Here is a 12,924-nt window from a genome sequence, read left to right as displayed (position 1 = left end):
TTTCCTCATGTTTGACCGCGACCTCGCAGTATACCCACTGGTAGAACGGTGAGTCACCCCTCTCACCAGCGCATTCAACCGGCGAAAAATCGTTATCTTATCGTTATCTTCCGCGGGCGGGCCGGTGAGTAGAAACACTCAACTTCCGCGCGGGACGTAGCCGCCGGACCGGCGCGCTTGTTAGGTTCACTCCACCCGAGCAACAAGGAGATTCGCATGAAACGACGCCACCGCATTCTCGGGGCCGTCATGGCCCTCGGTGCAGCCACCGCCCTCACGCTGACCGCGTGCTCGAGTTCGGACGACTCCGGCTCCAAGCCCGCCGCATCCGACGCAGCCGCCACCGAACTGCTGAACAAGGCCGCCGACGCCACCGCCGCGCTCACCGGCGCCCACCTCACGGTGAACGTGGACGGCCCGGCGTTCCAGAGCCTCAACGCCACCGCCGTCGAAGCCGACGTCAACACCAAGCCGAACGTCTCCGGCAAAGGCACCGCCACGCTCAACATGGGCAACAAGACCGTGAAGGCCCCGTTCGTCTATCTGGATGAGAGCTTCTACGCGAACATCGACGACCAGGGCTGGATCAACTACGGCGACGGCCGCTCCATCTACGACGTCTCCCAGGTCCTGAACCCGGACAAGGGCGTCCCCCACATCCTGCGCAGCATCACCGGCGCCAAGATCGACGGCACCGAGGACGTCGACGGCGCCAAGGCCACCAAGGTCACCGGCACCGTGGCGGCCAAGGACGTCACCGCGCTGACCGGCGCCTCCGGCAAGAACGCCACCGAGAGCACCGAGTCGATGAAGACCACCGTCTGGATCACCGACCAGAACCAGGTCGCCAAGGTCGTCGTCGCGCCGTCCGACAAGGTCACCCTGACCGTCGGCATCTCGAAGTGGAACAGCAGCGTCGAGGTGACCAAGCCCGACAACGTCAAGACCCCGTCCGCCAAGCCCACCGCTCCGCCCGCCGGCGGCGGACCGACCCGCGGCGAGAAGGCCGCGAACTGACCTCCGGTCAGCGCGAACCCCGAGGAGAATCCCATGAACATCCGCAAACGACTCGCCGTCGTCGGTCTCGCCGTCCTGGGCGCCGGTACCGCACTCACCGTCTCCGCCGTCGCCGATCCCGCTCCGGCGCACGCCTACGCGTACTACGGTGCGCTGGCGCTCTCGCCCTCGACCGGTGCCACCGGCCGCGCCTGGGACTACCAGGACGCCGCCAGTGCCTCCAGCGCGGCCGTCGGCGCCTGCGGCTACACCGACTGCAAGGTGGTGGTGCACATCGTCAACGGCTGCGGCGCGATCGCGTCGAGCCCGTCGTACTGGGGCTACGGCGGCGCGTCGGACCTGTACACCGCGCAGTCGAACGCGCTGTACAACGCCGGCGGCGGCTACATCTACGACTGGCTGTGCACGTCGGGCCACGCCTGAGCACGCCACTCCCACCGAAGGCGGCATCCGATCACGGATGCCGCCTTCGGGCCGTTCTGAGAGGCTGTACCCCGTGAGCGACTGCATCTTCTGCGCCATCGTCGCCGGCACGGCGCCCGCCCGGATCGTGTACGACGACGAGCACGTCCTCGGCTTCCTCGACATCCGCCCGGTGACCGCCGGCCACACCCTGCTGGTCCCGCGTGCGCACTCCACCGGACTGGCGGACCTGCCGCCGGAGACCGGCGCGCGGGTGTTCCAGGCCGGTCAGCGGGTGGCCGCGGCCGCGAAGTCCGCCCTCGACGCCGACGGGGTCAATCTCGTCATGAACGACGGTCGCGCCGCCTTCCAGACCGTCTTCCACACGCATCTGCACGTGGTCCCCCGGCATTCGGGCGACAAGCTGCAGTTCGCGAAGGGACTGCTCACCCGCCGCGCCGGCGATCCCGACGCCGTGGCCGCGGCCCTGCGCGCCGAACTCACGCGATAGAGCCCGCGCGATCGTCAACCATGGTTGACGATTCCGCGATCCTGGAGCACCCTGGATCCCATGAAGACCGGATTCGACCAGCCCGACGGCGAGACCCCGATCGAGCAGCTCACCCGCCTCGCGGCGCTTCGTCGCGATCTGGCCCGCGAAGAGGAGGCCGCGGTGCGGCGCGCCCGGATCGCCGGTCTCTCGTGGGCCGAGATCGGGCTGCTCCTGGGCGCCTCCAAGCAGGCAATGCACAAGAAGTATCGGAAGGTCGGATGAGCGGACCGTCCCCCGGCGACCTGGCGGCTGGCCGCGAACTGGTCGCGGAGGCCCGCCGTGTCGTCGTCTTCACCGGCGCCGGAATGTCCGCGGAGAGCGGTGTCCAGACCTTCCGCGACGCGTTGACCGGACTATGGGCGACCTTCGACCCGATGCGGCTGGCCACCCCCGAGGCGTGGGACCGCGACCACCGGCTGGTGTGGTCGTGGTACGCCGAACGCGCCGCCGGGGTGCGGGCGGTGGCGCCGAACGACGGACACCGCGCCGTCGCCGGGCTGGCCGAGCGCAAGCGCGACGGCGGCGGTGTCACCGTCGTGACGCAGAACGTCGACGACCTGCACGAACGGTCCGGGTCCGGGCCCGCCGTCCACCTGCACGGCAGCCTGTTCGCCCCGCGCTGTGACTTCTGCGGGACACCGGGACCGGTCGACGCCGCCGTCGATCCGGAACCGCGCGCATGCGCGTCGTGCCCGGGCCGACTCCGGCCCGGTGTGGTCTGGTTCGGCGAACGCCTCCCGTCCGGCGCGTGGAACGACGCCGAAGCGGCCTTCGAGGCCGCCGACCTGGTGATCGTCGTGGGGACCAGCGGGGTGGTGTATCCCGCCGCGGAGCTGCCCGCGAAGGCCGCCTACCGGGGAGTGCCGGTGATCGAGGTCAATCCCGAACCGTCGGACCTGAGCGGGATCCGCCTGCGCATCCCGATGACCGCCGCGCGCGGCCTGCCCGCGCTGGTCAGCTGACCGGGACGGCGGCCGGAATCGTGCCCGCCGAAGCACCGTCGCCCGGGGCGGCCTCCGCCGAGACCTCCTCTTCCGAGGATTCCTCCGTCAGAACCTTTTCGGTGAGCCGGCGGCGCTTCACGACGGTCAGCCCGAGGAGCGCGTAGCCGATCACGATCCACATCGCCAGAGCGACGAACGCCAGGCCGGTACCGGTGCCGAGGAAGCTGTCACGGGCGAAGAACGCCGCGCCGCGCAGAGCGGTGCCGCCGGCGCCGAGCGGCAGCCACTGACCGACGTGCCCCCAGACCCACGGCAGGTACTCGGGTGGCGAGGCGATTCCGGCGAGCGGCATGCCGACCAGCATGAACACCACCGCCGCGATCCCCATGCCGGCCATCCCGATCAGCGACACCAGGCCGGCGATCACCGCGCTGATCGCCAGGATCCCGGCGAACATGGCGAACCACTGCGCCCAGAATCCGCCCGGGAGAACGCCCACCGCCATGGCCGCGCCGACGCAGGTGGCGGCGACCACCGCCGCCGCGACCGGCAGCACCGCGGCGACCAGCGTGACCCGCCGCAAGGTCATCGTCAACGCCATTCCCAGCGCGGCTCCGGCCATGAACAGCGGCATCACCACCGAGCCGAAGCCCGCACCGCGGGGATCGTGCCCAGCGGGCGGAGCCACGTCGATCACGGCGGGGGCCGCCGTCGCGGACGTCGCGCCCGGCGCACCGCGCACCAGCTGACCGCCCAGCTGGGTCAGCACCCCCGCCACCGCCGGGCTCGCACCGGTCGCGATCACCGTCGCGGGTTCGGGCCCGACGACCAGGCCGCCGTAGACCTCGCGGTCGGCGGCCGCCTGTTCCAGCGCGCCGAGGTCGTCGTACCGGTGGACGTCGAACGCGCCGGGCTGCCGCTGCTCCAGCGCCTTCTCCACCTGCGCGACGGCCGGTGCGGGTCCGGCCACCCCGATCGGCAACTCGTGCGGCGTGCCGCGCGAGGCGGGCCCGATGAACATCAGCAGGATCGCCGGGATCACGATCGCGATCCCGATGATCAGGGCGACGACCTTCCGGACGGAGACGGCAGACATGGCGACCTCATTTCAACGATTGTTGAATACGACCGTAGGCGGGAGCTCGCCAAGAAGTCAACAGTTGATGAAATCAGCTATGGTGGTGGCGTGAACACCCCGGCACGGACCGGACGGCGGTCCGGTGACAGCACGGCCCGCGACGACATCCTCGCCGCCGCCCGGGAGCTCTTCGCCTCCGGTGGATTCGGGGCGACCACGCTGCGCGCCGTAGCGGCGCGCGCGGGCGTCGACGTCGCCCTGATCCCCTACTACTTCAGCAACAAGCGCGGGCTGTTCATCGCCGCGATGGCGCTTCCGGTGAACCCGGAAGAACGACTCGCCGCCGCGATCGCCGGGCCCCGGGACGAACTGGGACGACGCCTGACCACCGCTTTCGTGAGCGCGTGGACCGACCCGGGCACCAGCCCCGCACTACAGGGCGCCCTTCGCTCGGTGATCTCCGGGGAGCCCGGTGCCTACCCGCTCGGCGAGTTCGCCTCCACGGCGATGCTGCCACTCCTCGCCGAGCAGGCGCAGATCAGCGACGAGGCCTCCCGCGTGCTGGTCAGCACCCTGTTCGGCATCGTGACGATGCGCTACCTCGTGCAGGCTCCGGCCTTCACCGAGCCGTCACCGGCCGATCTGATCGAGACCTTCGCCCCGCGCGTCCAGGCCGTGATCGACGCCGACTGAACGGGCTTCGACGGGCTCAGCCGGCGGGACCGCGACTCAGCCTGCGGGACGGCGACTCAGCCCGGCAGGATGACAGCTCAGCCCGGCGGGATCACGGATCAGCCCGGCGGGGCGACAGCTCGGCCGTCGGCGCGGCAGGATCAGTCGCGGCCGCGGCCGGCGACGCGCGGGGGCCGCTTGCCCCAGTGGTCCTTCTTGCCGCCCTTGTAGCCGCCGCTCTTGCCGCCGCCGTAGCCACCGCTCTTGCGGCCGCCGCGCTGTCCGGGCGGGCCCTGGTCGCGGCGGATGTCGATCGGATTCTTGCCGATGCGGGTGTGCTTCAGCATGGCGAGCGTCTCGTTGTCGAGATCGTCGGGCAGCTCGACGATGGAGAAGTCGTCGCGGATGCTGATGTTGCCGAAGTCGGCGCGGGTGAGGCCGCCCTCGTTGGCGATCGCGCCGACGATGGCACCCGGCGACACCTTGTGCTTGCGGCCGACCGCGATGCGGTACTGCGCGAACCGCCCGCCGTCCTTCGGGGTGCGCTCACGCCGCTCGGGCCGCTCACGACGCTCGCCGGCCGGCGGATCGGGCGCCATCAGGAAGCCACCGTCGCGGGTCTCCAGGGCCAGTGCCGCGGCGACGTCGGCCATCGCCACGTCGTTGTCCCGCGCGTAGGTCTCCACCAGGCCGCGGAACAGGTCGAGGTTGTCCGACTCGAGGTTCCGGGTGATGGACTCGCCGAATTTGAGCACACGCTGGGCGTTGACGTCCTCCACCGAGGGCAGGTCGATCTCGGTGAGCTCCTGGCGCGTCGCGCGTTCGATGGCGCGCAGCAGGTGGCGCTCGCGCGGGCTGACGAACAGCAGCGCGGTACCGCTGCGGCCGGCGCGGCCGGTGCGGCCGATCCGGTGCACGTACGACTCGGTGTCGTGCGGGATGTCGTAGTTGACGACGTGCGAGATCCGGTCGACGTCGAGGCCACGGGCGGCGACGTCGGTGGCGACCAGGATGTCGAGGCTGCCGTCCTTGAGCTGGTTGATGGTGCGCTCGCGCTGGGCCTGCACCATGTCGCCGTTGATCGCCGCCGACGACAGCCCGCGGGCACGGAGCTTCTCGGCCAGTTCCTCGGTCGCGGACTTGGTCCGCACGAAGACGATCATCCCGTCGAAGTCCTCGACCTCGAGGACCCGGGTGAGGGCGTCGAGCTTGCGCTGGTGGGAGACCTGCAGGTAGCGCTGGGTGATGTTCGACGCGGTCGACGTCTGCGCCTTGACCTTCACCTCTTCGGGGTTGTTGAGGTACTTGCGGGCCAGCCGGCCGATGGACGACGGCATGGTCGCCGAGAAGAGCGCGACCTGCTTGTCGTCGGGGGTGTCGGCGAGGATCCGCTCGATGTCCTCGGCGAAGCCCATGGACAGCATCTCGTCGGCCTCGTCGAGCACCAGGAAGGCCAGCTCGGACAGGTCGAGGGTGCCCTTGTCGAGGTGATCGATCACCCGGCCCGGCGTGCCGACGATCACCTGCGCGCCGCGGCGCAGCCCGGACAGCTGGATGCCGTAGCTCTGGCCGCCGTAGATCGGCAGGACCTTGACCTCGGGCATCTTCGACGAATAGCGCCCGAAGGCCTCGGCCACCTGCAGGGCGAGCTCGCGCGTGGGCGCCAGCACCAGGGCCTGCGGCTTGTGCGCGGAGACGTCGAGCCGGGAGAGGATCGGGATCGCGAACGCGGCGGTCTTACCCGTGCCGGTCTGTGCCAGCCCGACGACGTCGCGTCCGGCCATCAGCGGCGGGATCGTCGCGGCCTGGATGGGCGACGGCGTCTCGTAGCCGACCTCGTCGAGCGCGGCGCGAACGCGGTCGTCGATGCCGAAGCCGTCGAACGTTATCGGTGAACTGATGTTTTCGGAGTCACTCATCGCTGATGATGGTACCCCGGAAGCGGGATGTGATACTCCCCACTTAACGCGCTGGTAGGGTTTGCAGGCACGAGGTCCGCCGGAACGTCGCTAAACGCGCACATCCGACATTCTACGAAGGGGATCACCCGCATGCAGGAGTACACCACTCCCTCCACCCTGACCGTCGCCGACGACGTCACGACCATCACGCGGATCCAGCGGCTGCGCCGCGAGCGCCCGACGCTGCCGCTGTTCAAGCGACGCGGCGACTCCGGCCACTGGATCACCGTCACCGCGGGCCAGTTCGCCGACGAGGTCGACGCGGTCGCCAAGGGCCTGATCGCCGCCGGCGTGGAGCGCGGCGATCGTGTCGCGCTGCTCTCCTCCACCCGCTACGAGTGGAGCCTGCTGGACTACGCCATCTGGCGGGCCGGCGGCATCACCGTCGCGATCTACGAGACCTCGGCGCCCGACCAGGTGCACTGGATCCTCAGCGACTCCGCGGCCAAGCTCCTGCTCATCGAGAACGACGCCCAGCGCACCAAGCACGGCGACGTGATCGCCGAGGCCGGCGCGCTGAACGAGACGCTCGTCATCGATGACGGCGCCGTCGCCGAACTGCGCAAGCGCGGCGCCGACGTGCCCGACTCCGCGCTCGACGAGCGCGAGGCCGCCGCAGGCGCCTCCGATGCGGCCACCATGATCTACACCTCGGGCACCACCGGCCGCCCCAAGGGCGTGGTGCTGACCCATCGCAACTTCATCTCGGAGACCGAAGCCGTCCGCAACGCGGTCGGTACCGGCCTGGTGGAGGGCAAGTCCACGCTGCTGTTCCTGCCGCTGGCGCACGTCTTCGCGCGCGTCGTGGCGGTGGGCTGCGTGGAGAACGGCGTGGTGCTCGGGCACACCAACGACATCCCCAATCTGGTCCCCGACCTGGGCGTCTTCCAGCCGAACTACGTGCTCTCGGTCCCGCGCGTGTTCGAGAAGGTGTACAACTCGGCGCAGCAGAACGCCGAGGACGGCGGCAAGGGCGCCATCTTCGAGAAGGCCGCCGCCACCGCGATCGACTACAGCCGGTCGCTCGACAGCGGCGGGCCGGGACTGGTCCTGCGCCTCAAGCACACCCTGTTCGACAAGCTGGTCTACGGCAAGCTGCGCGCCGCGCTCGGTGGCCACTGCGAGGCGGCGGTGTCCGGCGGTGCCCCGATGGGCGAGCGCCTGGGTCACTTCTTCCGCGGCGTCGGCATCCCGGTCTACGAGGGCTACGGCCTGTCCGAGACCACCGCCGCGGTGACCGCGAACAACGAGGACCACTTCCGTATCGGCTCGGTCGGCCGACCGGTGCCGGGTGTCAGCGTGGGGATCGCCGACGACGGCGAGGTGCTGCTCAAGGGCCCGGTCGTGTTCACCGGCTACTGGCAGAACCCGGACGCCACCGCCGAGGCGATCCACGACGACTGGTTCCACACCGGCGACATCGGCCGGCTCGACGACGGCTACCTCTACATCACCGGGCGCAAGAAGGAACTGATCGTCACCGCCGGCGGCAAGAACGTCTCGCCCGCCCAGCTCGAGGACACCATCCGCGCGCATCCGATGGTGAGCCAGTGCCTCGTGGTCGGCGATCAGAAGCCCTTCATCGGCGCACTGATCACGATCGACGCCGAGGCCGCCCCCGGCTGGCTGGAGCGCCACGGCCTCCCGGCCGACACCAGCATGGAGGAGCTCGCCAAGAACCCAGAGCTGCGCGCCGAGTTCGACGAGGCGGTCAAGGCCGCCAACGCCAAGGTCTCCGCGGCCGAGCAGATCAAAAAGTTCGACGTCCTGGCGACCGACTTCACGATCGACACCGGCGAGTTGACGCCCACGCTGAAGCTCAAGCGGAACGTCATTCACGACACGTACAAGCAGGCCATCGCCGACCTGTACAGCTGAATCCCCTCCAGTCACATCGGCCACATAAGGGATATCTAGTCCCATAGGTCACAAGACGGTTGCGTCCTCGACGCACGCGGCGCGCCGCTCCGGATCCCCGGGGCGGCGCGTCGTAGCGTCGGGCCACCATGAGACGACATGACGACGCCACCCCGCGGAGCGGCCGGGCACCGGCCGGCCGGGATCTGGCGATCGACGCCACCCGCGGTCTCGCCATCTGGAGCATGATCAGCCTGCACTTCGCCAACGGCATGCTGATCGCCCGGCCGACGCACAGCTTCCCGCTGGTCGACGGGATGAGCGCCTTCGTCCTGCTGTCCGGGCTGATCCTGGGTCTGGTCTACCGCGGCTGGATCGAGCGGCAGACCCTCGGCTACGCGTACCACCGGCTGGCGCAGCGACTGCTCGTGCTCTACGTCGCCCAGGTCACCATCTCCCTCGCCGCGGTGGCCGTCGGCCTCGTGCTGAGCGGACGCGATTTCCGGACGATCACGAATCTGCCGGCCGGCGAGCCGCTGGTCCAGCAGGTCTGGTGGGCCCTGACCCTGCGCTTCCTGCCGGGTGGCGGCAGCATCCTCGTCGTCTACCTCGTGCTGATGACTCTCGCCTTCGCGATCCTGCCCGCCCTCGCCCGCGGCGCGTGGGCCGCGGTCCTCGCCGTCTCCGGTGCGCTCTATGTCTACAGCCAGGTGGCGCCGGCCTGGTGGATGTACCTCAACTCCTCACCCGACGGCGGCCCGGTGCAGAACTGGCTGGCCTGGCAGGTGCTGTTCGTCCCGGCGATGGTGCTCGGCTGGAAGTGGCACGACTGGCAGCTGCCGGCGCGCCTGGACGCGTCGTTCGGGGTGCTCGCGGCGACGACCGTCGCGGTGGGCGCACTGCTGTACACCGGCCTGCACGGTCCGCGCCTCCTGGCGCGGGCACCGGAACTGATCGGCAAGGTCGATCTCGGACCGCTGCGGGCCCTCGTCGCCTGGCTGGCGGTGATCACCGTCTACGCCGCGTTCCGGCAGGTGCAGCGCCGTACTCGCCGCGACTGGCTCGCGCCGCTGGCGACGGTCGGCGCCCGCAGTCTCGATGCGTACGTGATCCAGGCGGTGGCACTGCTCGCGATCCCGGTGCTCGTGGTGTTCCGGCCGTGGGGACCGGGCGTGTCCACGCTGATCGTGCTCGCGGTGTTCGGCGCGTGCTGGGGGTGGGCGCGGTTCCGGCAGCGGGCGGGTATCGACAAACTGCACCGCCTACCGGCCGAGATCGCCCGGATACGCCGTCGTAGGGTCGAAGGCGTCCCGGCACAGGAAGGCACCCATGACGACACGACCCGACCGCACCGATCCCGCCAGTCTCGGCGAGGCCACCCTCAGCGTGCACGGCGGGAACTCGTCGGTCCGTGACCACGGGGAGGGCGCCGCGATCCGGGTACCGATCACGATGGCGAACTCCTATCACCTGCCGTACGACCCGTCGACGATGGACTGGTCCAACCCCGAACACCTGACATACACCCGGAACACCGGCGTCAACCAGATCGCCCTGCAGGACAAGCTGGCCGCCCTCGAGCACGGCGAGGACGCGCTCGCGCTCGCCTCGGGCGTCGCCGCACTGCACGCGGTGTTCTTCACGCACGTGAACTCCGGCGACCACGTCGTGGTCTCGGACACCACCTATGAGGCCACCTACAAGCTGTGGACCTCGCTGCTGCCGCGCAAGTACGGGATCACCGCGACCTTCGTCGACATCACCGATCTCGACGCCGTCGCCGCCGCGATCCGGCCGAACACGCGGCTGGTCGCCACCGAGGTGATCGCCAATCCGACCACCAAGGTGGCCGACATCCCGGCGCTCGCGGAGCTGACCCGCAGCCGCGGGGTGATCCTGATGGTCGACTCGACGTTCACGCCGCCGCCACTGTTCCGGCCGCTGGAGCACGGCGCCGACCTGGTGGTCCACTCGCTGACCAAGTACGTCAACGGCCACGGCGACGCGATGGGCGGAGCCGTGATCGGGCGCGCCGACCTGGTGGAACCGATCCGCGCCGAGGCGATGGTCGACGTCGGCGGGGTGATCTCGCCGTTCAACGCCTGGCTGATCATGCGGGGCTCGGTCACTCTGCCGTTGCGGCTGCACCAGCATCAGGCCTCGGCCGCGCGTCTGGCGGAGTTCCTGGCCGCCGACCCGCGGATCGCCTACGTCGCCTATCCGGGCCTGGCGAGTCACCCGCAGCACGACGTCGCCGCCCGGCTGTTCGGCGAGCGCGGTTTCGGCGGGATCATGGCGTTCGCGCTCAAGGGCGATGCCGCGGTGCAGAATCGCTTCGTAGCGGCGCTGCGGGTGATCACCTCGGCAGTGTCGGTCGGGCACGACGAGTCGCTGATCGTGCACGTGGGCACCTCCGGCCCCCGCGTCGCCGCCTACCCCGAGCCCTTCCGCGAATACGGCCACCTGCGCTTCTCGGTGGGCCTGGAGGACGTCGCCGACCTGCGGGCCGACCTCGCGGCGGCCCTGGACGAGGCCCTTCCACATGTAGCCCGTTGAGCCGCCCCGAGCCCGCAGGGCGCCCTTCGACGCCGCGTCGTCGCACGCTCCGCCGCGCCAGCTCAGGACCCGGGGCGTGTCGAAACGACCACCAGTCAGGAGACGTTTCGACACGGCCTGCGCCTCACGGCTTGACCGGCTCAACGGACTGATACTGACCGCCCCTTCGACCGGCACAACGGACTCCCGAATAGCCCGCCCCGCCGACCCGAGCCCGCAAGGGCGAGGGGCGCGTCGAAACGACCACCAGGCGAGAGAGACGCTTCGACACGGTCCGCGCCTCACGGCTTGACCGGCGGGGCGGGCTGGTAGGTATCGACCCGCCTACTCCGCGGCGAAGAGGATCCCGCGGCCGATCGCCTCGCGCACGACGGGCAGCGCCGCCTCGGCGAGTGCCGCGCCCTCGACGCCGTGATAGCTCGCCAGCAGCTCGATGAGCGTGCCGAGTGGAACCTCGCCCCGGCAGCCGGCCAGGAGCGCGGTCATCACCTCATCGACACCCAGCACCGCGCCGGGTCCGCCCGGCCGGGTGACCGACGCCGAGATCTGTTGCCACCCTTGCTCTCCCGGCAACGACTGGCTCTCCAGGAAGACCGGCGAGGTGCTCAGCGCGGCGGCGAGCAGGTCGTCGTCGGTATGCTCACGGAGGAAGTCGCGGCGCGCCCACCACGCCTGCGCCTCGAAGCCGGTCACCTCCTGGCCGGCCGCGGTGATCTCCTCGATCACCACGTCGGGCGCGCGCGGGCTCACCGGCTTGCGCAGCGTCACCAGCCCCATCCCGATGCCGGCGATGCCCTCGCGCTCGAACCAGTCGAGCCACGCGGCGCCGCGGCGGGCCGCGCCCTCCGGGGTCTCCCCCGCGTCGGCGACCCACAGCGAGATGTACGAGATCGGATCGGCGAGTTCGCGCTGCACCACCCAGGCGTCGAGCCCGCTGGCGCGCACCCACTCCCCGATGCGCTCGTCCCAGCGCTCCTCGTCGTACACGATCCAGTTCGCGAGGAGCTGCGCGATCCCACCGGGTTCCAGGTGGTCGGCGGCCCGTTCGATCAACTGCCGACTGACGCCGTCGCCGGAGATCCCGGAGTCGCGGTAGATGTAGTCCTGGCTGCCGGAGCCGACGACGAACGGCGGGTTGGCGACGATCAGCTCGAAGCGCTCCCCGGCGACCGGCTCGTACAGGCTGCCCTCGCGGAGGTCCCACGACATCCCGTTCAGGCGCGCGGTGACGGCGGCCAGGGCGAGCGCCCTCGGATTGGTGTCGGTGGCCACCACGACCCTGGAGTGACCGTCGAGGTGCAGCGCCTGGATGCCGCATCCCGTGCCGAGGTCGAGCACCCGGTCCACCGGCGTCCGGATGACCGCCTGCGCCAACGACATCGACGCACCGCCGATACCGAGGACGTGGTCGTGGCGGAGCGGCCGGGTGCGCAGCAACGCGTCCTGGTCACTGACCACCAGGTAGTCGTGCGAGTCGCTGCCGTGCGGCCGGATGTCGAGCACGGCCCGGTACCCGCCGTCGCCGGAGGCCAGCACTCCCTGGTCGACGAGTGTCGGCGGACTGATCGGCGAGAATGCCTGTGCCACAACGTCTTCCGCCTCGATGCTGCCGAGCAGGAAGAGGCGGATCAGGGTGGCCAGATCGCGCTCGGCGCCCTCGGCCCGTGCCGTCGCACGCAACGCCGGCCACCAGGTTCCGCCGACCAGCGCGGTCCCGGCGTCGTCGCCGAGCAGGGCCGCGATGCCGTCCGAGGAATAGCCGCGCTCGCGCAGCACGGCGCCCAGGGCATCGACGACGGCGGGATCGCTCAGCGGGAGTCCGTTCACCGGGCCGAGCGTACTATCCGTGCCATCCAGGCAGTCGAACACGGTGACCCGGCTCAC

Annotated in this window: 12 protein-coding genes; 9 read left to right on the top strand and 3 right to left on the bottom strand. The window is 70.4% G+C overall.

Features of this window, described 5'->3' with window-relative positions:
- The first annotated feature begins 216 nt into the window (after positions 1-216).
- From MYK68_RS07525 to MYK68_RS07505, 5 genes are all read left to right on the top strand, one after another.
- Entirely contained in the window at positions 217-1,017 is an 801-nt protein-coding gene (locus MYK68_RS07525; protein WP_247867243.1) for an LppX_LprAFG lipoprotein, read from the top strand.
- A 33-nt stretch (positions 1,018-1,050) separates the two neighbouring features.
- Positions 1,051-1,440 carry a DUF4189 domain-containing protein gene (locus MYK68_RS07520; RefSeq protein ID WP_247867242.1) on the top strand — a complete coding sequence of 130 codons (390 nt, stop codon included), beginning with the start codon at positions 1,051-1,053 and terminating at the stop codon, positions 1,438-1,440.
- Between the two features lie 73 nt (positions 1,441-1,513).
- A complete protein-coding gene (locus tag MYK68_RS07515; RefSeq protein WP_247867241.1) occupies positions 1,514-1,930 on the top strand; it encodes an HIT family protein in 417 nt (138 codons plus the stop codon).
- Positions 1,931-1,990: 60 nt separating this feature from the next.
- Positions 1,991-2,194 (top strand): hypothetical protein, encoded by a 204-nt coding sequence (locus MYK68_RS07510; protein ID WP_247867240.1) that lies wholly within the window; start codon positions 1,991-1,993, stop codon positions 2,192-2,194.
- Positions 2,191-2,934 (top strand): NAD-dependent deacylase, encoded by a 744-nt coding sequence (locus MYK68_RS07505; RefSeq protein WP_247867239.1) that lies wholly within the window; start codon positions 2,191-2,193, stop codon positions 2,932-2,934. The genes MYK68_RS07510 and MYK68_RS07505 overlap by 4 nt, the downstream gene beginning before the upstream one ends.
- Here the strand turns inward: MYK68_RS07505 and MYK68_RS07500 are convergent.
- Positions 2,927-4,012 carry an ABC transporter permease gene (locus tag MYK68_RS07500; RefSeq protein WP_247867238.1) on the bottom strand — a complete coding sequence of 362 codons (1,086 nt, stop codon included), beginning with the start codon at positions 4,010-4,012 and terminating at the stop codon, positions 2,927-2,929. The two genes, MYK68_RS07505 and MYK68_RS07500, sit on opposite strands and share 8 nt — an antisense overlap.
- A 90-nt stretch (positions 4,013-4,102) precedes the next feature.
- On the opposite strand from MYK68_RS07500, the gene MYK68_RS07495 reads away from it, so the two are divergent.
- Positions 4,103-4,687, top strand: a complete 585-nt coding sequence (locus MYK68_RS07495) for a TetR/AcrR family transcriptional regulator (RefSeq protein ID WP_247867237.1) — start codon at positions 4,103-4,105, stop codon at positions 4,685-4,687.
- 140 nt (positions 4,688-4,827) lie between these two features.
- Here MYK68_RS07495 and MYK68_RS07490 read toward each other — a convergent pair whose 3' ends face one another.
- Positions 4,828-6,585 carry a DEAD/DEAH box helicase gene (locus MYK68_RS07490; RefSeq protein ID WP_247867236.1) on the bottom strand — a complete coding sequence of 586 codons (1,758 nt, stop codon included), beginning with the start codon at positions 6,583-6,585 and terminating at the stop codon, positions 4,828-4,830.
- A gap of 132 nt (positions 6,586-6,717) precedes the next feature.
- Here MYK68_RS07490 and MYK68_RS07485 point away from each other — a divergent pair, with 132 nt between their 5' ends.
- The 3 genes from MYK68_RS07485 to MYK68_RS07475 all read left to right on the top strand — a co-directional run bounded on the left by MYK68_RS07485 (position 6,718) and on the right by MYK68_RS07475 (position 11,040).
- The gene (locus MYK68_RS07485; protein WP_247867235.1) at positions 6,718-8,505 is read left to right on the top strand and encodes an AMP-dependent synthetase/ligase; all 1,788 of its coding nucleotides are present in this window, start codon (positions 6,718-6,720) and stop codon (positions 8,503-8,505) included.
- Between the two features lie 128 nt (positions 8,506-8,633).
- Complete coding sequence (gene opgC, locus MYK68_RS07480) at positions 8,634-9,899, top strand: OpgC domain-containing protein (protein ID WP_247867234.1); 1,266 nt, start codon at positions 8,634-8,636, stop codon at positions 9,897-9,899.
- Positions 9,814-11,040, top strand: a complete 1,227-nt coding sequence (locus MYK68_RS07475; protein WP_247867233.1) for a trans-sulfuration enzyme family protein — start codon at positions 9,814-9,816, stop codon at positions 11,038-11,040. Before opgC ends, MYK68_RS07475 begins: the two co-directional genes overlap by 86 nt.
- A 324-nt stretch (positions 11,041-11,364) precedes the next feature.
- Here MYK68_RS07475 and MYK68_RS07470 read toward each other — a convergent pair whose 3' ends face one another.
- Entirely contained in the window at positions 11,365-12,867 is a 1,503-nt protein-coding gene (locus tag MYK68_RS07470) for a DUF7782 domain-containing protein (protein WP_247867232.1), read from the bottom strand.
- Positions 12,868-12,924: the final 57 nt, after the last annotated feature.

This window comes from Gordonia sp. PP30, assembly GCF_023100845.1.
Classification (GTDB): domain Bacteria; phylum Actinomycetota; class Actinomycetes; order Mycobacteriales; family Mycobacteriaceae; genus Gordonia.
The sequence above is the reverse complement of the archived record's forward strand: the minus strand, read 5'-3'. Positions and strand labels throughout refer to the sequence as shown.